The following is a 19,317-nucleotide window of genomic DNA, read 5'->3' as shown; positions in this document are numbered from 1 at the left end:
GACAAACTTACCCGGGAGTGAAGCGCGGATTAAACGACGAAATAACCTGCTTATTGCGTCATAAGTAAAATCGTTGTCGTGCCCTGTCCGTTTTCTCAGCAGAAACAGCGCACAAAAGACGTGACGCGATCGGGGTTTTAGGGATCTGAACAGGCGCGGAAAATCTTAAAATGAGAATTTTCTGCAAAGAGATCACATTATTAATTTCACTGTAAAACATAAATTTTTATAATGTTTTATCCCGGACAGACGTTTGCCTGAAAAGATTCTTCGCTACCCGGCCTGCCCGATGCCGGGTGAACCGTAAAAGTCGCTTAACTGTTGCAGCCTTCTGCAGACCTCCTCTGCGGCTTCAGGCGTGATGTTATGGCGCTAACACGCAATTTACCGCGATGCAATAGTTTGAATTCTCAAAAGTCTTAGGTAGACTGAGACGCACGTTGTCCTGAAGAGATCTGGCTGTTTTTCGTGGTTTTTTCGCAACACACTATGTTCATACTCGCCGGGTACGCCCACTGTTACTCTGCAATTAATCTGATGGAATGATAAGGATGATGGTGAAAAAAACGCTTATGCTTACGCTGCTGGCGACCCTGACGCTGGCCGGGTGCAAAACCCCGCCGCCGGCAGTGACAGAGGATACGCTGGTAACCAGTACGGTTAACGGCGTTACCCTGACGCATCGTTATGCGGTTGCCGCACCGGCAGAGTTCACCCCCGTCAACGCATCCTGGCGCGCACTCTACGCCGCTTCCGTTATGACCACCCCTGACTACGGCGGTAAAGTCGTGCGCTACCTTGATAATGCCCAGCGCTTTGAAGTGCTTGGCCGGGTGGAGCATAACTGGCTGGCGATTGCTGAAGAGCCTGAAGGCCAGCTGATAGGCTATATCCCCCCTAAAGCGGCCGTTGAGACCAGCCGCTATGACGCCACGTTGCGCAGCGATCGCCCGAAACCGCGTCGCGCTAAACAGGTGTGCGTGGCAGTAGGCGGTGCCAGTAAGGCGTGCCGCACCACTGATACCGCGACCTGGATCCTGGATTGAGTCAACAATCTGGCGCATATTGGCGACAGTCATACCGCAGTTTATGGCAAAATAGCGCCGTCATCGCCAGGAAAAACGAGAGTTAATGATGCAGGATCCCATTGCCCGCGAGGATATCAGCGCGGGCAACGATAACCTTTTGCTGAACGCCGCCGCCCCGGTGCTGAATGCTGTTGTCCGCATCCGGCAGGCTGCCACGCATGACGATCCGGCCGGGTTGCGCCAGCTGCTGATTGATGAAATCCGGCTGTTTGAACAGCGCTGCAAGCAGGCTGGCCTGCCGTTTGAGATGATCATCGGCGCACGCTACTGTCTTTGCAGCGTGCTGGATGAGGCGGCGGCACAGACGCCGTGGGGGACGCGCGGCGTCTGGTCAGGCAACGGCATGCTGGTGAGTTTTCACAATGAGAGCTGGGGGGGTGAAAAATTCTTTCAGCTTCTCTCCCGCGTATCACAAAGTCCGCAGCAGCATCTGTGGCTGCTTGAAGTCATCCATTACTGTCTGCTGCTGGGATATGAAGGTCGCTACCGCGGCAGCGAAAGCGGCCGCACACAGTGTGAAGGGATCCGTAAACGTCTGGCGCAGCTGATCCACGACGCGCGCGCTGCAGAGAGTAGCACCGCAACGCCGCTGGTCGAGGTGCATCCGTTAGTGAACAGCCTGACGCGGCCGATGGTCCCGCTCTGGGCCTGTGCCACCGTGGCGGCGCTTATCGCCTGCATGGTCTACAGCATGCTGAACTGGCGGCTCGGCAATGCGGCTGAACCGCTGCTGCGCGATATCTATCAGACTCCCCTGCCGCAGATCATGCCCGGACGACGCCCCGCTTCACCGCAGGCGCTGCTCGATCTGCGCCAGCGTCTGAATGATGTGATTGCCGCCGGTCAGCTGGAAGTCAGCGATGGCGCGTTTGGCAGCAAAGTCATTATTCCCGCCGATAAACTTTTTGTTCCGGACGGCACCGTTGTAAACCCGGTCGGCCGCGCGCTGCTGGCGCACGTCGCCAGCGCTATGAAAAGCGTTAAAGGAACCGTTCTGGTCTCGGTCTATACCGATAACCGCGCCGTCGATGGCCGTTTCGCCTCCAGCTATGAATTTTCACTGGCCCGCGCGCGCGCTATTACGCAGCTGCTGACGACGCAGCTGGCGTCGGGGCAGAGCGTTAAAGCTGAGGGGCGCGGCGACAGTAATCCGCTGCTGCCTAACGACAGCAATGAAAACCGCGCCCGCAACCGCCGGGTTGAGATCACACTCTTCGCTGCGCCGGAAGCAGCGGCTACCCCGGAGGGCCAACGCTGATGCGCACATCTGTTCGTCACCTGCTGACTCATCGCCTGCTCTGGAGTCTGATTGGTGTTACCGCCCTCAGCTGCCTGGTGTGGATGCTTGGCCCGCTCTGGGTATGGGGTGAGACCCGACCGCTGGAGCCGGTTTTCTCCCGGCAGCTGGCCGTGGCCCTGCTCTTTTTTTGCTGGACGCTGTTTCAGCTTATTCCGGCAATATGGCGCGGCTGGTTCAATAGCAAGCTGCTGAATCGTCTCCAGAGCATGAGTCAGGAAGAGCTCTCCGATCGTCACTCCACCGAACAGGTGCTGGCACAGCGCTTTAGCGAAGCCGCGCTGCGTCTGAAACGCACGCAGTTTGGTCGCCATCATCAAAAAAGCTGGCTGGCGCGTTTTCAGAGTCACTATCTTTATGAGCTTCCGTGGTATCTGATTGTCGGCGCACCGGGCGCGGGCAAAACCACCGCGCTGCTGAACGCCGGCCTCTCTTTTCCCCTTACGGATACGCACGGCAATAGCGCAGTGCGTGGCGTAGGCGGCACCCGTCACTGCGACTGGTGGTTTACCGACAGCGCCGTGCTGATCGACACCGCCGGGCGCTATGCGCTGCAGGAGAGCCAGCGCGCGCGCGACAGCGCCGAGTGGCAGAGCTTTATCAACCTGCTCAAGCGCTACCGCACGCGTCAGCCAATTAATGGCGTGATCCTCACCATCAGCGTGGCCGACCTGCTGACCGACACCGCAGAGGCGCGGCATGCGCAGGCCACGGCGCTGCGCTGCCGTATGGCTGAGCTGCATCAGCAAACCGGTATCCATTTTCCGGTCTATATCATGGTAACCAAAACGGATCTGCTGAAGGGATTTCTGAGCTTTCATGCGGGCCTCAGCAAGCCGCAGCGGGATGCCATCTGGGGATTTACCTTTCCCTGGGAGCCGGGCAAACCTCACAAAGACGAGTGGCAGAGCAGTTTTACGGCACGTTTTCAGCGGCTTGAGCAGCAGCTTAAGCAGCAGCTGTCGGAGCGCATGGCTGCCGACCGCGATCTGATGCAGCGCGCTGACAGCTTTCTCTTTCCGCAGGAGTTTGGTTCCCTGCGCCCGCTGCTTAATGAGTATCTGGACGTGATCTTCTCCCGTCATGAGGAGGATATTGCCTGGTCTGCCCGCGGGCTGTTTTTTACCAGCGGGACCCAGGAAGGCCTGCCGTTTGACCGCATTATGGGCGCCCTTAATCGCAAGCTGCAGCTGCCGCAGAGCGGTGACCACACCCTGGCAGCCTGGGACAGCGTTAACCGCAGTAATCCTATTCCGGGCAATAAAGGCCAGAGCTACTTTATCCGCGATCTGCTCAGCGAACTGGTGTTTCGCGAAAGCGGCCTTGCCGGCAGCAACCGCCACTGGGAATACCGCAACCGTCTGCTGCACTGGATCGGCTATGGCGCGCTGGCGGGTGCGCTGATCCTGCTGTGCGGCTTATGGCTTACCAGCTATGTGCAAAACCAGCGCTATCTTGATCAGGTGGCGAGCCGTATTGCGCCCCTGACGCAGCAGAGTCAGCAGGTCACACATCAGCCCGTCGATAATATTTTTGATCTGCTACCCTTCTTAAATAACCTGGTAAAGCTGCCGCTGTCCGAGCGCTTTTCGCTGGATAATCCGCCGCTTACTATGCGCGCCGGACTCTATCGCGGCACACAGGTCAGCGACGCGGCCTGGGTGCTTTATCAAAATGCGCTTAAGTCTCTGCTGCTGCCGCGGGTGGCGCAGCAGATCACGCATTTGCTGCGCGACGATCCTGGCACCGATAACGCTTACAGCCGCAACGCGCTGCGCGCCTATCAGATGCTTTATCAGCCGCGAAATTACGACGGCACGTTTCTGCGCAGCTGGCTGATCGAAAATCTGCAGCGCACGCTGCCAGCCGATGTCAGCGTGCGCGATCTGCAGCAGCTCGACTGGCATCTCAGTCAGCTGCTCGATCAGCAGATACAATCTTCACCCTATGCACGTGATAACGCGCTGATGATGCGCAAGCTTGCAGAAAACCTGAAACGGGCGGGTCAGGAGAGCAGCGTGCTGGCGACCGCGCCAGAGGCCTCTGCCGGACAGCTGACCCGCTATAGTGAGTGACGGTGAGGTAAACATGGCGAACCACAGCGTGCCGGGCTGGTATGGCAAACTCCCCGCTACCGGTGATTTTTTGCGGCAGCGCCTGAGCGAGGCCACGGTCTCCCCCTGGAGTCACTGGTTTCAGCAGGGACTCACCCACTGGCATCAGCAGCAGCACGCCAGCACGCAGCTCTTTTTGCGCGCGCCGGTGTGGAACTTTGTTCTGCCGCTGTCGCCGCTGCGTCAGCAGGTGCAGATGGGCTGCCTGCTGCCCTCGTGCGATCGCGTGGGACGCGCCTGGCCGCTGCTGGCTCTGCGCACGTTTACGCTGAATGAGTGGCACCCGGCGCAGCTGACTATCTCCGGCGACTGGTTTCGCGAGCTGGGCGGGCTGCTCTGGTCAGCGGTGCGCGAGCGCACCCTGCCGGAGAGCCTGGAAGCAGAGATGCAGCAGCTCTCACCCCTGCTGGTGCCCGGCAATCAGCGCAGCGATATTATGGATGTCATCGGTTTCGCGGATCTTCCCTGCACCCTGAGCTGGCAGGAAGTGGCAGAACGGTTTGAACCGCAGCAGCATATCAGCTACTGGTGGAGCAATCGCAGTGACGGCTTTGCCCACGCCACCCATAAACACAGCGGCCCGCTGACCGCAGAGCTTTTTTCACTGTTATTTAACCCGGCGGCGGGTGCGCAGCCGGGACGTAATGGCCTCTATCCACCCATGTTTGAATAAGCCGGCACGTTTGCCTTGTTAACGGGATGACTCATGCAATTTACCTTTGTGCAGTGCGATACGGATGTGCCCGCCAGAAGCGTCACCTTTATGCCGCCTGGCGGCACCATTGGCCGCAGTCAGGATAACGATCTGATCCTGCCTGATGAGACGCGCGCCATCTCACGCCTGCAGGCGCTTGTCCATCTCTCTGCCGAAGGGGAATGCCGTCTGACCGCACAGGGCAGCGTGACGGCGATTGAGCTCAATGGTCAGGTGGTGCAGCGGGGTGCCCAGGCCCTGCTGCAGCATGGCGATCGGCTGCAGATTGGTCAATATATGCTGGAAATTACCGATCCTGCGCACCAGCCTGCGCTAAAGGACGATCCGCTGTCGTTTTTTAGCGAGGACGCCAGCGATCCACTTGGCATGCAGCAGGAGGCCGTCCTGAGTGCTGAGCTGATGCCGGAACCCCCAGCCCCGGTACGTCAGGAGCGGCGGCCCGATCCGCGGCTGGCCATCGATCCCGCCCGAGACAGCGCACCGCAAACCCGCCAGCCTGCAGAAGCCGGCGAGGAGAAGCTTATCGCCGCTCTGCTGGAGGGAATGGGACTCAATAATGGTCATCAGACATCGCTTGGTGAAGAGCAGATGCGCGTTACCGGTCGTATGCTCAGCCTGTTTTCTCAGGGAACCGTTGCCCTGCTCTCCTCGCGTTCAATTCTTAAGCGCGGCGTGAAAGCGGATATGACCATGATTCTGAACGAAGCCAACAATCCGTTTAAGATCCTGCCTTCCGGCAAAACCGTGCTGATGCAGATGTATCAGAGCCAGATGCCGGGTTTTATGCCGCCTGAAGCCGCAGTGCGCGATGCGCTGGTAGATTTGCAGGCGCATCAGCTGGGTATGATTGCCGGTATCCGGGCGATCATTGCTGCCATGTTGCAATCGTTTAATCCGCAGCGGCTGGAAGATCGCGCGCGCGAGGATGGCGCTCTGCCTAAAATCGCCTTCAGCAGCGGGCGCAAGGCCGCCCTGTGGGACGCCTTTACGCGACACTATCAGCGCACTGCCGGCGAGATTGAAGATGACTTCCATACGCTGTTTGGCGAAGCGTTTCTCAACGCGTATGACATGGAAGTTAATCAGTATAAAGATTCACAGACGCGGACGGATGAGACATGAAAATGATGTTTGCCAGCCGCTGTCAGCAGGGCCGGCGTGACGAAAATCAGGATCGCACCGGTGCGCAACTCGACGACGAGCGCGCCTGCTTTCTGGTGTGTGATGGCGTAGCCGGATTACCCGGTGGCGACTACGCAGCGCAGCTGGTGCGCGATACGCTCCTCAGCGCGGTGCAAAACAGCAGCAGCTTTACGCCTGCCACTACCCAGGCGGCTATCACTCTTTGTCAGCAAACGCTGGCGGCTGAGCAGGGGAAGAATCCGAAATTTTCCCGCATGAGCACCACGCTCGCGGCTCTGTTTATTGACCGTGAAAAACAGCGTGCATGGTGGGCGCACGCCGGTGATAGCCGGGTTTATCACTTTCGTCATGGTACGCTATGTGAGGTAACCCGGGACCATAGTCTGGCCCAACATCTGCAAGAGGCAGGCTATGAAAATTCCGGCATTAACAGTAATTTACTTTATAATGCCCTCGGCACTGAGCCGGTACGCCCGGTGACCTTCAGCAGCGCGATTGACCTCCAGGACGGCGATGCGTTTCTGGTCTGCACGGATGGCTTCTGGCTCAATCTGACCACGCAGGAGATGGAACAGGCGTTACGCATGGTTAACGCCTGTGAAGAGTGGCTGACGCTGATGGAACAGGCGGTCAATCGCAGCGACAAGCGGGACAACCTGAGCGCGCTGGCAATCTGGATTGGCGAACCGCAGGATGCCACGCTGCTCTATTCTCAGGCTGATGCGGCGCGCTTTGTGCCGCCTCACTATTGATTTGCAAGGATCCCTATGAAAGTGTGGTTGTCGGGCATTGCCGCCCTGCTGCTGGCCCAGAATGCACAGGCAGAAGATTATCGTGTGGTCTATTCGCCCAGCCTGGCGCTCGAGGTCTGGATCGACAACGTTGCCAGTAAAGCGCCCGACGACTGGTGCAAAGAGACGCTGCCGTTACGTATTGTCTCCGGTAAAAGCAGCGACACGCGCATTCTCACCAGCTTCCTGCCCCGGGTAGGCACGCTGCTGGCGAACCAGTGCGGCAGCCTTGACGAGCTGCCGTGGCAGATGATGACCAAAGAAGGCAGCGTGCTGGCTAACGGCAGCGCAGCAAAACTGCAGAACTGGCGCCCGATTATCCTGAATGATGCAACCGCCAGCGCCAGCGCCACCACCGCCGCACCGCTGGATCTCTCCCGTCCGGCGGACAACACGCCGCTGCAGCACTTTGCGCTGCCGGGCGGCTGTCATTTCCGCACCTGGTGGGACGACAAAGGTGCTTCGCTGTTTATTCCTGATGCGCCGGCGCAGCGCTGCTCAACGGAAGGCTGGCTGGAAGGCGCAGCCAGCATAACGCTGCTGAGTAAAGGTGAACCTGCAACGCTGCCGGTGACCTTTTATCAGGGGTATCCGGTCGCCAGCCTCGCGACCGGCAGCAAACCGCTGGAGATTGTCGCGGTCAATAAACAGCGAATGATTGTGACCCGGCCGGACGCTGCCGGGAGCTGGCTGGTGTTGCCGTTTGATGCGCGGGAGCATGTCTGGCGCTTTGGCGGTACCCTGCTGATTCAGATGGATAAAAAAGCTGGCAGTGACAGCAGCACGGTGAAAGCGCAGGTCGATCGTTTACGCGGCATCTGGTCGCCGCAGTTTATGCCACAGCAAAAAGTGACAGTGTTACTGATTGACACCCTGCATGCGGATCTCGCCGATCCGGCTATCGGTGCCTGGCGTAACATTAATTAATCAGCGATCGCTGCCTGCTGCCCCGCGGCAACAGGCACTACAGGATGTGTTCAGAGAACTCACTATGTCGGCAAACGAAAATCATATCCCTAATGCCCTGCCTGCGGGCTACCGGTTTAACGAGTTTGAAATCAGGGACGTCGTGGGCGGGGGCGGCTTTGGCATCGTCTACCGCGCCTGGGATCACCAGCTGGAACGGTTTATCGCCATCAAGGAGTATATGCCGCAGTCGCTGGCCGTGCGCGCTGCCGACATGTCGCTTGAACTGCGTGGTGAGCGCTTTCAGAAACTCTTCAACGCGGGCCGCAACAGCTTTATTCAGGAAGCACGCCTGCTGGCACGCTTTAATCATCCGGGGCTGCTGCACGTGCTGCGCTTCTGGGAAGAGAACGGCACCGCCTATATGGGCACGCTGTTCTATAGCGGTATGACGCTGAAAGCGTGGCAGGCGAGCCAGTCTGACGCCGTTGATGAAGCCTGGATCCGTCGCCTGCTTCCGCCGCTGTTTGGTGCCATCAACACCATTCATACTGCCGGCTATCTGCATCGCGACATCTCGCTGGATAATATTCAGATTCAGGATAACCAGCTGCCGGTACTGCTCGATTTTGGTTCAGCGCGTAAAGAGATCGGCAATCTGTCAGATGAAACTGAAATCATGCTGAAGCCGGGCTTTGCGCCGATCGAGCAATATAGCGAAGAGGGTGAGGTTGAACAGGGTCCGTGGACCGATATCTACGCGCTGGGGGCGGTATTACACACGCTGATTACCGGCCATGCGCCGCCGGTCAGCGTAGTGCGCTGCATTGAGGATAATTACCAGCCGCTTGCCGTCACCCGGCCTGAAGGCTATTCCCTGCCGCTGCTGCACGCCATCGACTGTGCGCTGGCGATGAAGCCTCAGGATCGTCCGCAGACCATCGACGCCTTTGCGCAGCTTATCGATCTGCCGGTGAGCGATGCCGAAGCGCTCAGCACGCCGCTGCCGGTTGTTGCCCTGCCCGCCGGGCTGCCGGAGACCGCCGCTGAACCGGAACCTCCGCTGGTGGCGGTGAATCCCGCCGCCGCTGCTGAGCCGATCGCTGGCAGTGCAGCAGGCCGGCGCGTCTCGCCGGGTATAGTGGCGCTGGCTGCTGTGGCGCTGCTGGCTGTGGGTCTGGTCGTGTGGCAGACGGTGCGTCACAGTGAGACGCCGCCGGTCGCAGCCGCGCCGGAAGCCGCTGCGCCGGCAGCAACGAAGGTACCGGCGGCGGCGGCCAGTACGCCTGCCATTGCCACCCTCTATCTGCAGCTGCAGTCAGGCGAAAGCGTCGTGCTGAATGGTGAAGTGCAGGATGTGAAAGCCGCCAGCAGCGGTTTTGCGTCACTCAATCTCGCTGCCGGCAGCTATCGTCTTGAAGTGCGGCATGGTGACCAGGTGCGCAGCCAGGCCCTGACGATTAAGCAGCCTGGTACCTGGCTCATTAACCCCGCTAATTAAGCCTGAGGTGCGCTGCGCTGCTGCAGCGCCCTTACCTCAGCGGCGAGGCGCGTCAGCGCGGCTTCCTGCATGCCGCGCCTGACCAGCTCCTGCTCAAGCGAGAAAAGGTACTGCGCATTGGTTCCGAGCGGCCCGCTCGCCTGCGCAATCAGCGGTGCAATGGTGCTGCGGCAGGAGTCATCCTCATACAGCGGATGACGCGGATCCATGATGAACACCAGCGCGGTAACGCGGCGTCCATCCTCCAGCTGCAGCTCACACCAGGTGGGCAGATAGCAGCCGGTGATCATCTCGCGCTTCCAGAGCAGCTCCAGTTCTTCATGCAGGCGCGCCTCCGGCAGACGAAAGGCTAGGCCGCTGGTGCTGCCGCCCTCTTTCAGCGCCAGCATGCGTCCGGGTGCGGCCTCGGTGCCCCGTCCGGCGGTGAGCCGCAGACAGAACGCACGATGCCACCCTTCCAGGCGCCCCGAAGCCACCTCCTCCGCGTCAAACACCGGGTTCCACATCAGCGAACCATAACCAAAGATCCACACCGGACTTTGATCGGGCCGACAGGCGAGCGTGGCAGAAAGCGAAGCGGCGCGCTTTTCACAGCTCCACAGCAGTGCTTCATCGATATCACCAAAGGATGTTTTGCAATCGGCTTTAAGTAAGAATTCCCGGGTTAACACTGCGATCTCCTCTACTGCCCTGGCATCCCGCACGCCTGGATCCCGAACCGGTATCCTGAAAACGACGCGCGTCGGCACAGTCAGAAACAGTAATGCATTCATTGCTGCGGTTTCAAGATTGTCCTGACGCTTTTCACATAAACAACTGTTTCAGAGTATCGGCGGGCGGGAAAAAATAATGAGAGGATTAAAACCGGGGATGATGCGGGCTCTTCAGGCCCGCAGCAGCAACTACTTTTTCGGATGCCACTTGTCGTCGTCACCTTTCACGTAGTCATGCTTTACTGCCGCCCAGGCGACCTTGTGTGCGACCTCTTCCCGTGATGCGTCGCCCCGCCGATCCTCTTTATCCTTGTACTGATCCCAGGCGCTGTTAAACGCGTTCTGGTAAATGGTTTGTGCATGAGCCGGCAGCACATGACGCACCCTGTCCGGCAGTTCGCTGGTTGATGAATAAGGCATAGCTCCTCCGGTATCAGGTATCACTTAAAGTCTGGAACAGCTTAGCTAAAATGCAAATGCTGTCTTTTGCCGCTCATAGCTGAAGTGGCCTGCATAAGGCAAAAAAAAGCCTGTCATTGCAGCCGTTAAACAACATTTTCTGTGCTCTGTCTGCTTAACTGCAGTTTATATTTAGCTGAATTGAAATATAAATATGAAAATAACTTCCTGTTTAAGCCACCAGGAGCAATAAAGTGAAAAAAGTAAAGTCGCGTAAAAAAACTGTTCAGCGAGTGATGAAAAGCTACACTGCGCCAGTGTAATTAATGCGTATAGTTAACAGGCAATGACGCCGGTTTTTAAACATTTTGCTAATGGGGATGGTGAATGCCTGGACATGAGAAAACACGACACAGCGAGTTTTCGCTGATTCTTCCCGTTGCTGCGCTGACGGTGCTGACCTTTTTTGGCGATCAGACAGCGCTTCTGCCGGTTATCGGTATCAACCTGCTGGCACTGGTGGCTATTCTGAGCAGCGCTTTCAGCGTTGTGCGCCATGCTGACGTGCTGGCTCACCGGCTGGGCGAACCTTACGGCTCGCTGATCCTCAGCCTCTCCGTGGTGATTCTGGAGGTCAGCCTGATCTCTGCGCTGATGGCAACGGGTGACGCCGCACCGGCACTGATGCGTGATACGCTCTATTCCATCATTATGATCGTCACATCCGGGCTGGTAGGCTGCGCGCTGCTGCTTGGAGGCAGAAAATTCGCTACTCAGTACGTCAATCTGGCTGGCGTTAAACAGTATATGATTGCCATCTTCCCGCTTGCCATTCTGGTACTGGTATTCCCCAACGCCCTGCCGGGCGGCAATTTCACCACCGCACAGGCGCTGATTATCGCGGCTATCTCTGCGGCGATGTATGGCGTTTTCCTGCTGATTCAAACCAAAACGCACCAGAGCCTGTTTGTCTATGAGCATGAGGATGAGGGGGACGATCCGCATCACGGTAAGCCTTCAGCACACAGCTCGCTGTGGCATACAATCTGGCTGATCGTCCATCTGATTGCGGTTATCAGCGTGACTAAAATGAACGCTAACCCGCTTGAGCTGCTGCTCACAGAGCTTAACGCTCCGGAACAGTTTACCGGCTTCCTCGTCGCGCTGCTGATCCTTTCACCGGAAGGGCTGGGTGCCATCCGGGCGGTACTGACCAACCAGGTGCAGCGCGCCATGAACCTGTTTTTCGGCTCCGTGCTGGCGACAATCTCACTTACCGTGCCCGCGGTCAGTATCATCGCCACGCTGACGGGTCAGACGCTGATTTTTGGCCTGGAGCCACCGCATATGGTCATGCTCATCGCCGTTCTGATCCTGTGCCATATTTCGTTTTCAACCGGCCGAACGAATGTGCTTAACGGTGCGGCACATCTGGCGCTGTTCGCCGGTTATCTGCTGACAATAATGCTCTGACCGGATACACCGCGAAAACAAAAAAGGCACCCTTACGGGTGCCTTTTTATTTGCCAGAGGCTGTCAGCTGCTGGTGTCCAGCGCCGGGAAGCTCTTGACCAGATCGTCAATCGCTTTCATCTGAGCCAGGAACGGCTCCAGTTTATCCAGCGGCAGCGCGGAAGGACCGTCGCATTTTGCGCTGTTTGGCTCCGGATGCGCTTCGATGAAGAGGCCGGCAATACCCACGGCCATACCGGCACGCGCCAGCTCAGCAACCTGAGCACGGCGACCGCCCGATGCGGCACCAAACGGATCGCGCGTCTGCAGCGCATGCGTCACGTCGAAAATGACCGGGCTGTTGTTGGTGACTTTCTTCATCACGTTAAAGCCCAGCATATCCACAACCAGGTTGTCATAACCGAAGTTGCTGCCGCGATCGCACAGGATAACTTTATCGTTACCGCCTTCCGCAAACTTATCCACGATATTACCCATCTGGCCCGGGCTGACAAACTGCGGTTTTTTAACGTTAATTACCGCGCCGGTTTTTGCCATCGCCTCTACCAGGTCCGTCTGGCGTGCCAGAAACGCTGGCAGCTGAATAACATCAACCACATCGGCAACCGGCTGCGCCTGCCAGGATTCATGGACGTCGGTGATGATTTTCACGCCGAACGTCTGCTTCAGCTCCTGAAAAATCTTCATCCCCTCGTCCAGACCCGGACCGCGATACGATTTAATCGAGGAGCGGTTTGCCTTGTCAAAAGAGGCTTTGAAAACGTAAGGGATACCCAGCTTGTCGGTAACCGTCACGTAGTGCTCACAGATGCGCATCGCCAGCTCGCGTGATTCCAGTACGTTCATGCCGCCAAACAGCACAAACGGCAGATCGTTTGCGACATCGATATCGCCAATTTTAACTACTTTCTCTGTCATGACCTTTCCTTATGCCGGCAACGCTTAGTGTAGCGTGACCTGTTTCTGTTCGATTGCGTGGATCTGTACTTTAATCATTTCACTCACCGGATCTTCCGGGCACTGCTCAACAAAATAGGTTAAGTCAGTGAGCGCAATATGTTCGCACTCCAGCTGGGCGTAGATGAGACCGCGATCGCGGATTTCATAGGGGTCGTCAGGATCGATCTCCAGCAGTACTTTACTGACATTCAGCGCCAGCTCCATCTGCTTCTCTTCCATCAGCGCCGCTTTCAGCGTGTCGAGCATTTTCCGCATTACGCTGAGCGTTTTGGCTTCGTCCAGATCGTCGGTATAGAGTTTGGCCGTGGGGCTGATATTGCCCTTCAGCCACACCTCAAGCGTATGGGTGTCGAGCGTTTCACCGTTGAACGGATTGATCAGCCACATTTCGCCATCCAGCCAGTCTGCGCGCAGAATCAGCTGAGTCGGAAAAATCACCGGCATCAGCGGCAGCTCCAGCTGCTCGGCGATATGCAGCAGTATCACGCCGAGCGACACCGCCGTGCCCTGACGGCTTTTCAGCACCTTATCAATCCAGAGCGCATCTGACAGGTTGTAGACACCGCTGGCGCCGCCAAAGCCCCATTCGCGATAGAACAGCTCCAGCAGCTTTTCCAGCCGCAGATCGGCATCTGTGGCGCTGCTGATATAGTCGCGCGCTTCATCCACCAGTTTTGACAGCTGCTGCTGAACCGAAGGCGCGGAAAAATCGTCGCGGATGGCGCAGGTTGCGCCGATGACCGCTTCACTTAACGGTGATGCATTAAAATCAAATTCTACTGATGAGGTCATACTATCCCCAAAATCGGCATTTTGGTCATCGCCAGTTTGCCTGCAAACAGCAGAGCAACCAGCGCAAGCAGGCAGGCGATCCAGCGCGTGCTCAGCTTCCGCGGACGACGACTCAGTGCCACAAAACCCAAGGCGACGTAGATAATAACCGCTAACAGCTTCTCCGTCAGCCAGCTTCCTTGTGGTGTGAAGGGATAAAAGTGAGTAATTATCACCAGCAGCGCGCCGCTCAGCAGTAAAAACGTGTCGCACAGGTGTGGCACAATCCGCACCCAGCGCTGCTGCAGCAGGCCTGAAGCGGTCGTCAGCCAGTAAAAGCGCAGCAGAAACAGGCTGACGCTGACTATCACGATAAAAATATGAAACTGCTTAATCTGCGGATACCAGCTGGCCATCCAGTGCCCCTTTATGCATATTGCCCAAGCGTCACGCGCGGATTGCCGCCGTAGTCGTTGAGAGTGGTAACCTGCTGATAGCCCTGCTCAAGCATCAGGGTGCGCACGTCGGCATCCTGCTGCCAGCCATGTTCCAGCAGCAGCCAGCCCTGCGGCTGCAGCCACGCCGGGGCGCTGTGAATGATAAAACGAATATCAGCCAGTCCGGCGTCATCGGCTACCAGCGCGCTGCGCGGCTCAAAACGCACGTCGCCCTGCAGCAGATGCGCATCGTCCATGTCGATATAAGGTGGGTTGCTGGCGATGAGGTGATAACGGGTCGCAGGCAGGCTGTCAAACCAGTGGCTGAGCTGAAAGCGGGCGTTGGTGAGACCCAGCCGTGCCGCATTCTCCTGCGCCAGCGCAACGGCAGCGGGAATGCGATCGCAGCCGGTGATCTGCGCGTCAGGTCGTTCACTGGCGAGCGCCAGCGCAATAGCACCGGTGCCGGTGCCCAGATCAAGCACGTGACAGGGTCCCGCAGGCAGACGCAGCAGCGCCTGTTCCACCAGCACTTCAGTATCCGGACGCGGGATCAGCGTGGCGTCACTGACGCGCAGCGGCAGCGACCAGAACTCCCGCTCGCCCGTCAGGTGAGCGATCGGTTCACCCCGCTGACGGCGCGCCAGCAGCTGCTCCAGCTGTGCCAGCTGTGCGTCGCTCAGCGGGTGCTCATCAAAGGCCAGCAGCCAGCTGCGCGTTTTGCCGGTCACAAAGCTGAGCAGGATCTCGGCGTCCCGCTTCGGACTTTCGCCTCCGCTCAGCGCCGTCATAGCCAGCTGACGCCAGCAGCGGATCTCCATCAATCCTGTCCGGCCAGCGCGGCGAGCTGATCGGCCTGATACTCCTGAACGATCGGCTCGATCAGCGTATCCAGCTTGCCTTCCATGGTTTCATCCAGCCGGTAAAGCGTGAGGTTAATGCGGTGATCGGTCACGCGTCCCTGCGGGAAATTATAGGTGCGGATACGGTCGGAGCGATCGCCGCTGCCAAGCAGGTTGCGCCGGGTTGATGCCTCAGCCGCATGGCGTTTTGCCATCTCAGCTGCGTGAATACGCGCACCCAGCACCGCCAGCGCTTTGGCTTTGTTTTTATGCTGTGAACGCTCATCCTGACACTCAACCACAATGCCGGTAGGCAGGTGGGTGATGCGGATAGCCGAGTCGGTGGTGTTGACGTGCTGCCCGCCCGCGCCTGAGGAGCGGAAGGTATCGATTTTCAGATCGGACGGATTAATGTCCGGCAGTTCCGCTTCCGGCAGCTCCGGCATAACGGCCACGGTACAGGCCGAGGTGTGGATACGCCCCTGCGATTCAGTTTCCGGCACGCGCTGAACGCGATGACCACCCGACTCAAACTTCATCCGCCCGTAAGCGCCCTCGCCCGTCACCCGCGCGATCACCTCTTTATAGCCGCCATGCTCGCCTTCATTGGCGCTCATGATCTCTACCTGCCAGCGCCGCCCTTCAGCGTAACGGCTGTACATCCGGAACAGATCGCCGGCAAAAATCGCCGCTTCGTCGCCGCCGGTTCCGGCACGCACTTCAATAAAGCAGGGGCGTTCGTCATCCGGATCTTTCGGCAGCAGCAGCACCTGCAGCTGCTGCTCAAGCACCTCGCGTTTGTCGCGCGCCACTCTGAGTTCGTCCTGCGCCATTTCGCGCATTTCCGGGTCCTCAAGCAGCATTTCAGCGGTATCCACATCATCCTGCACCTGCTGCCAGTCGCGGAAGCAGCGGGTCACATCGCTCAGCTGGGCATATTCGCGTGACAGCGCGCGGAAACGTTCCTGATTGCCAATCACGCCGGCATCGCCCAGTAACGCTTCCACTTCTTCATGGCGTTCCTGTAACGCTTCCAGCTTGGCAATAATCGAGCTTTTCATCTAATTGTAGGTATCCCGGTGATAGGTCGTGACAGCGGAGATTACTCTAAACCGAGGCTGTCGCGTAAGATCTGCAGGCGTTCGCCATCGCCATCGCGGGCGGCCTGCTGAAGTGATTTGGTTGGCGCATGGATCAGGCGGTTGGTGAGTTTATGTGCCAGCTCCTGCAGCACTTTTTCTGCGTCTGCTCCCTGCCGCAGCGCAGCCAGCGCGCGCTCATGCAGTTCAGCGCGCACCTGCTCGGCCTGCATGCGGTATTCACGGATCGATTCGCCGGCGCTTTGCGCGCGCAGCCACGCCATAAACTCTCCGCTCTCCTGCACGACAATGCTTTCCGCCTGCAGGGCTGCCGCTTTACGCTGCGCCATATTCTGCTCAATGATCGCCTGCAGATCGTCGACGCTGTAGAGGTAGGCGTTGGGCAGCTTGCCCACTTCAGGCTCAACGTCGCGCGGTACGGCGATATCCACCAGCAGCATCGGCTGATTACGTCGCGCTTTCAGCGCACGCTCCACCATGCCTTTACCAATAATTGGCAGCTGGCTGGCGGTAGAGGAGATAATGATATCAGCTTCAGAAAGACGGGTTTCAATCTCAGCGAGGTTGATCACCTCGGCACCCACCTCGTCAGCCAGCAGCTGAGCACGTTCGCGGGTGCGGTTCGCGATCATCAGTTTTTTTACGCTGTGCTCGCGCAAATGGCGTGCGACCAGCTCAATGGTTTCGCCCGCCCCGACCAGCAGCACATTAACGGTGCTGAGCGACTCAAATATCTGCCGCGCCAGCGAGCAGGCGGCAAACGCAACAGAGACCGCGCTGGCGCCGATTTCGGTTTCGGTCCGCACGCGCTTGGCCACTGAGAAGGTTTTCTGGAACATACGCTCCAGCTCGCTGGTCAGCGCCCGGTCGCGTGAGGAGTCAGCATGCGCCTTTTTCACCTGGCCGAGGATTTGCGGCTCACCCAGTACCAGCGAATCGAGGCCGCTGGCTACGCGCATCAGATGGCTGACCGCAGCGTTATCCTGATGCCAGTAAAGGCTGTTGCGCACGTCCGCTTCCGGCAAATTATGATAATCACATAGCCAGCGTACCAGCTTCTCCTGCAAATCCGCCTGCTGCTCTACACTGAGGTAGAGTTCGGTGCGGTTACAGGTAGAGAGTACCACTCCGCTCTGTACCATTGGCTGCGACAGCAGGCTGTTCAGCGCCTGGTCAAGCGTGTCCGGCGTAAACGACACGCGTTCACGCAGAGCGACAGGAGCAGTTTTGTGATTGATTCCGAGTGCCAGGAGCGTCATGTGATTGCGGCTGGGAAGTCCCATTGATTGTCTGGTTTTGTGAAGCGCATTCTACAAGATGCGGCAGATCATGGAAAGCCATACAAAGGCTATGACAGTGATAAGATTAAACTGATCGTGCGCAATTTTCCGCTGGCCGGCATTGACGGTTCTCAGGCGGGCAGTTAGCGTTATCGGTTACGAATTAAAAACGTGTCTGAGGAGATGACCACGTGATGCCATTGCCCACGCGCAAACTGTTGCGCCTTTTACCCCTTGCCAGCGTTCTGCTGACGGCCTGCAGCATCAACAAACCGCAGCAGGGCGCGGGGCCCGCTACCACCGCACCGCAGTGGCAACAGCACCAGCAGCAGGTAGCCGGTATCAGCCATTATCAGACGCGCGGCGCCTTTGCTTATCTGTCCGATAAACAGAAGGTCTACGCCCGCTTCAACTGGCAGCAGACCGCCCCTGACCGCTATCGTCTGCTGCTGACCAACCCGCTGGGCAGCACCGAACTGCAGCTGGATGCGCAGGGCTCCGTGGTGCAGATTGTTGACAACAAGGGCAAGCGCTACACCAGCAACGATGCTGAGAAAATGATTTCGCAGCTCACCGGCATGGATATTCCGCTGGCCAACCTGCGGCAGTGGATGATGGGTCTGCCGGGCGATGCCACCGATTATCAGCTCAATAATAGCTACCAGCTGAAAAGCCTGAGCTACAGCCGCAACGGCCAGCAGTGGCACGTCGCTATCGGCGACTACGACACGAAAGTCACGCCCTCTCTGCCCGCTAATCTGGAGCTGACCGAAGGTGACCAGCGTATCAAACTGCGTATGGATAGCTGGACCCTGCAATGATGACCACCTGGCCCGCTCCGGCAAAACTTAATCTGTTTCTCTACATTACCGGCCAGCGCGCTGACGGCTACCACAATCTGCAAACGCTGTTTCAGTTTCTTGATGCCGGCGATACGCTGGAGATGACGCCGGACTGCAGCGGGCGCATCAGCCTGCTGACGCCGCTGGCCGGTGTGGCGGACGCTGACAATCTGATTGTACGCGCGGCGCTGGCGCTGAAGCAGGCGGCGGTGGCAAAAGGCACGCTTGACGATCGCGCGGGCGCGCAGATTGCGCTGGAAAAAAAACTGCCGATGGGCGGCGGGCTGGGCGGCGGCTCCTCGGATGCCGCCACGGTGCTGGTGGCGCTGAACCACCTGTGGCAGTGCAGGCTGAGCACAGATGAACTGTCTGCGCTGGGCGTCACGCTGGGTGCTGATGTGCCAGTGTTTGTGCGCGGCCACGCTGCGTTTGCCGAAGGCGTCGGGGAGCTGCTGCAGCCCGCCTCGCCGCCAGAAAAGTGGTATCTGGTGGCGCATCCGGGCGTGAGTATCGCCACGCCCGATATCTTCCGCCATCCCGATCTGACGCGCAATTCACCGATACGCACATTAGATGAACTGTTGAGCCTGCCTTTTCACAATGATTGTGAAGCTGTGGCAAGAAAACGTTTTCGTGAGGTTGATGCGCTGCTTTCCTGGCTGCTAGAATACGCGCCGTCGCGCCTGACCGGGACCGGCGCTTGCGTGTTTGCTGAATTTGACACCGAGTCCGACGCTCGTCAGGTGCTGGAGCTTGCCCCGAAATGGATTCGCGGATTTGTGGCGCGCGGGCTTAACCTCTCGCCGTTGCAGCAAACCCTTTCCGGGCTTTAAGCGTTTACGTGACCGTATTACCCGTTCCAGATACGGCACGTTGCGCATTAACACACCGTATGAACAGGCTCAAACATATTCGCCGGTTATGTTTGAGCGGTTCATTCTCTGG

19 protein-coding genes are annotated in these 19,317 nt (G+C 58.2%); 11 read left to right on the top strand and 8 right to left on the bottom strand.

Annotation, left to right across the window (positions count from 1 at the left end; translation table 11 throughout):
* The first annotated feature begins 557 nt into the window (after positions 1-557).
* The 8 genes from FS690_RS02135 to FS690_RS02100 all read left to right on the top strand — a co-directional run bounded on the left by FS690_RS02135 (position 558) and on the right by FS690_RS02100 (position 9,555).
* On the top strand, positions 558-1,046 hold the full coding sequence (locus FS690_RS02135; protein ID WP_039385979.1) for a hypothetical protein: 489 nt from the start codon (positions 558-560) through the stop codon (positions 1,044-1,046).
* Between the two features lie 85 nt (positions 1,047-1,131).
* Positions 1,132-2,346, top strand: a complete 1,215-nt coding sequence (icmH, locus tag FS690_RS02130; protein ID WP_071668898.1) for a type IVB secretion system protein IcmH/DotU — start codon at positions 1,132-1,134, stop codon at positions 2,344-2,346.
* Positions 2,346-4,460 carry a type VI secretion system membrane subunit TssM gene (tssM, locus tag FS690_RS02125; protein ID WP_094111059.1) on the top strand — a complete coding sequence of 705 codons (2,115 nt, stop codon included), beginning with the start codon at positions 2,346-2,348 and terminating at the stop codon, positions 4,458-4,460. The genes icmH and tssM overlap by 1 nt, the downstream gene beginning before the upstream one ends.
* Positions 4,461-4,473: 13 nt before the next feature.
* On the top strand, positions 4,474-5,172 hold the full coding sequence (gene tagF / locus FS690_RS02120) for a type VI secretion system-associated protein TagF (protein ID WP_071668900.1): 699 nt from the start codon (positions 4,474-4,476) through the stop codon (positions 5,170-5,172).
* A gap of 33 nt (positions 5,173-5,205) precedes the next feature.
* Positions 5,206-6,336 carry a type VI secretion system-associated FHA domain protein TagH gene (gene tagH / locus FS690_RS02115; RefSeq protein WP_145339012.1) on the top strand — a complete coding sequence of 377 codons (1,131 nt, stop codon included), beginning with the start codon at positions 5,206-5,208 and terminating at the stop codon, positions 6,334-6,336.
* Positions 6,333-7,109 (top strand): PP2C family serine/threonine-protein phosphatase, encoded by a 777-nt coding sequence (locus FS690_RS02110; RefSeq protein WP_104085106.1) that lies wholly within the window; start codon positions 6,333-6,335, stop codon positions 7,107-7,109. Before tagH ends, FS690_RS02110 begins: the two co-directional genes overlap by 4 nt.
* Positions 7,110-7,124: 15 nt before the next feature.
* Positions 7,125-8,075, top strand: a complete 951-nt coding sequence (locus FS690_RS02105) for a hypothetical protein (protein ID WP_071668903.1) — start codon at positions 7,125-7,127, stop codon at positions 8,073-8,075.
* A gap of 64 nt (positions 8,076-8,139) precedes the next feature.
* Complete coding sequence (locus FS690_RS02100; RefSeq protein WP_145339011.1) at positions 8,140-9,555, top strand: serine/threonine-protein kinase; 1,416 nt, start codon at positions 8,140-8,142, stop codon at positions 9,553-9,555.
* On the opposite strand, the gene FS690_RS02095 is transcribed toward FS690_RS02100, so the two are convergent.
* Positions 9,552-10,226, bottom strand: coding sequence for a gamma-glutamylcyclotransferase (locus FS690_RS02095; RefSeq protein WP_169713300.1), 675 nt, complete (start codon positions 10,224-10,226; stop codon positions 9,552-9,554). The two genes, FS690_RS02100 and FS690_RS02095, sit on opposite strands and share 4 nt — an antisense overlap.
* 231 nt (positions 10,227-10,457) lie before the next feature.
* Positions 10,458-10,688 (bottom strand): putative cation transport regulator ChaB, encoded by a 231-nt coding sequence (chaB, locus tag FS690_RS02090; protein WP_145339010.1) that lies wholly within the window; start codon positions 10,686-10,688, stop codon positions 10,458-10,460.
* 366 nt (positions 10,689-11,054) lie between these two features.
* On the opposite strand from chaB, the gene chaA reads away from it, so the two are divergent.
* Complete coding sequence (gene chaA, locus FS690_RS02085) at positions 11,055-12,140, top strand: sodium-potassium/proton antiporter ChaA (protein ID WP_039384935.1); 1,086 nt, start codon at positions 11,055-11,057, stop codon at positions 12,138-12,140.
* Positions 12,141-12,203: 63 nt separating this feature from the next.
* Here chaA and kdsA read toward each other — a convergent pair whose 3' ends face one another.
* The 6 genes from kdsA to hemA are packed head-to-tail and all read right to left on the bottom strand — an operon-like array spanning position 12,204 to position 17,509.
* The gene (gene kdsA / locus FS690_RS02080) at positions 12,204-13,058 is read right to left on the bottom strand and encodes a 3-deoxy-8-phosphooctulonate synthase (RefSeq protein WP_039384940.1); all 855 of its coding nucleotides are present in this window, start codon (positions 13,056-13,058) and stop codon (positions 12,204-12,206) included.
* A 24-nt stretch (positions 13,059-13,082) separates the two neighbouring features.
* Positions 13,083-13,892: an invasion regulator SirB1 gene (gene sirB1 / locus FS690_RS02075; protein ID WP_145339009.1), complete on the bottom strand. Its 810-nt coding sequence runs from the start codon at positions 13,890-13,892 to the stop codon at positions 13,083-13,085.
* On the bottom strand, positions 13,889-14,287 hold the full coding sequence (locus tag FS690_RS02070; RefSeq protein ID WP_039384943.1) for a SirB2 family protein: 399 nt from the start codon (positions 14,285-14,287) through the stop codon (positions 13,889-13,891). The genes sirB1 and FS690_RS02070 overlap by 4 nt, the downstream gene beginning before the upstream one ends.
* Positions 14,288-14,298: 11 nt before the next feature.
* A complete protein-coding gene (prmC, locus tag FS690_RS02065; RefSeq protein WP_104085109.1) occupies positions 14,299-15,129 on the bottom strand; it encodes a peptide chain release factor N(5)-glutamine methyltransferase in 831 nt (276 codons plus the stop codon).
* The gene (gene prfA, locus FS690_RS02060) at positions 15,129-16,211 is read right to left on the bottom strand and encodes a peptide chain release factor 1 (RefSeq protein ID WP_071668904.1); all 1,083 of its coding nucleotides are present in this window, start codon (positions 16,209-16,211) and stop codon (positions 15,129-15,131) included. The genes prmC and prfA overlap by 1 nt, the downstream gene beginning before the upstream one ends.
* Positions 16,212-16,252: 41 nt before the next feature.
* Positions 16,253-17,509 carry a glutamyl-tRNA reductase gene (hemA, locus tag FS690_RS02055; protein ID WP_108569401.1) on the bottom strand — a complete coding sequence of 419 codons (1,257 nt, stop codon included), beginning with the start codon at positions 17,507-17,509 and terminating at the stop codon, positions 16,253-16,255.
* A gap of 215 nt (positions 17,510-17,724) precedes the next feature.
* Here hemA and lolB point away from each other — a divergent pair, with 215 nt between their 5' ends.
* Positions 17,725-18,351, top strand: a complete 627-nt coding sequence (gene lolB / locus FS690_RS02050) for a lipoprotein insertase outer membrane protein LolB (protein WP_145339008.1) — start codon at positions 17,725-17,727, stop codon at positions 18,349-18,351.
* Entirely contained in the window at positions 18,348-19,205 is an 858-nt protein-coding gene (gene ispE / locus FS690_RS02045; RefSeq protein WP_145339007.1) for a 4-(cytidine 5'-diphospho)-2-C-methyl-D-erythritol kinase, read from the top strand. Before lolB ends, ispE begins: the two co-directional genes overlap by 4 nt.
* Positions 19,206-19,317 lie beyond the last annotated feature (112 nt).

This window comes from Pantoea sp. PSNIH1 (genome assembly GCF_007680655.1).
In the GTDB taxonomy this organism is placed as follows: domain Bacteria; phylum Pseudomonadota; class Gammaproteobacteria; order Enterobacterales; family Enterobacteriaceae; genus Pantoea; species Pantoea eucrina.
This window is presented reverse-complemented; position numbering and strand designations above follow the sequence as displayed.

What these genes read in the sequence shown, in the direction of transcription:
- icmH (WP_071668898.1), top strand. Translation starts at nt 1,132, where the DNA reads ATGATGCAGGATCCCATTGCCCGCGAGGATATCAGCGCGGGCAACGAT.
- tssM (WP_094111059.1), top strand. Translation starts at nt 2,346, where the DNA reads ATGCGCACATCTGTTCGTCACCTGCTGACTCATCGCCTGCTCTGGAGT.
- tagF (WP_071668900.1), top strand. Translation starts at nt 4,474, where the DNA reads ATGGCGAACCACAGCGTGCCGGGCTGGTATGGCAAACTCCCCGCTACC.
- tagH (WP_145339012.1), top strand. Translation starts at nt 5,206, where the DNA reads ATGCAATTTACCTTTGTGCAGTGCGATACGGATGTGCCCGCCAGAAGC.
- FS690_RS02110 (WP_104085106.1), top strand. Translation starts at nt 6,333, where the DNA reads ATGAAAATGATGTTTGCCAGCCGCTGTCAGCAGGGCCGGCGTGACGAA.
- FS690_RS02105 (WP_071668903.1), top strand. Translation starts at nt 7,125, where the DNA reads ATGAAAGTGTGGTTGTCGGGCATTGCCGCCCTGCTGCTGGCCCAGAAT.
- FS690_RS02100 (WP_145339011.1), top strand. Translation starts at nt 8,140, where the DNA reads ATGTCGGCAAACGAAAATCATATCCCTAATGCCCTGCCTGCGGGCTAC.
- chaB (WP_145339010.1), bottom strand. Translation starts at nt 10,688, where the DNA reads ATGCCTTATTCATCAACCAGCGAACTGCCGGACAGGGTGCGTCATGTG.
- chaA (WP_039384935.1), top strand. Translation starts at nt 11,055, where the DNA reads ATGCCTGGACATGAGAAAACACGACACAGCGAGTTTTCGCTGATTCTT.
- kdsA (WP_039384940.1), bottom strand. Translation starts at nt 13,058, where the DNA reads ATGACAGAGAAAGTAGTTAAAATTGGCGATATCGATGTCGCAAACGAT.
- sirB1 (WP_145339009.1), bottom strand. Translation starts at nt 13,892, where the DNA reads ATGACCTCATCAGTAGAATTTGATTTTAATGCATCACCGTTAAGTGAA.
- FS690_RS02070 (WP_039384943.1), bottom strand. Translation starts at nt 14,287, where the DNA reads ATGGCCAGCTGGTATCCGCAGATTAAGCAGTTTCATATTTTTATCGTG.
- prmC (WP_104085109.1), bottom strand. Translation starts at nt 15,129, where the DNA reads ATGGAGATCCGCTGCTGGCGTCAGCTGGCTATGACGGCGCTGAGCGGA.
- prfA (WP_071668904.1), bottom strand. Translation starts at nt 16,211, where the DNA reads ATGAAAAGCTCGATTATTGCCAAGCTGGAAGCGTTACAGGAACGCCAT.
- hemA (WP_108569401.1), bottom strand. Translation starts at nt 17,509, where the DNA reads ATGACGCTCCTGGCACTCGGAATCAATCACAAAACTGCTCCTGTCGCT.
- lolB (WP_145339008.1), top strand. Translation starts at nt 17,725, where the DNA reads ATGCCATTGCCCACGCGCAAACTGTTGCGCCTTTTACCCCTTGCCAGC.
- ispE (WP_145339007.1), top strand. Translation starts at nt 18,348, where the DNA reads ATGATGACCACCTGGCCCGCTCCGGCAAAACTTAATCTGTTTCTCTAC.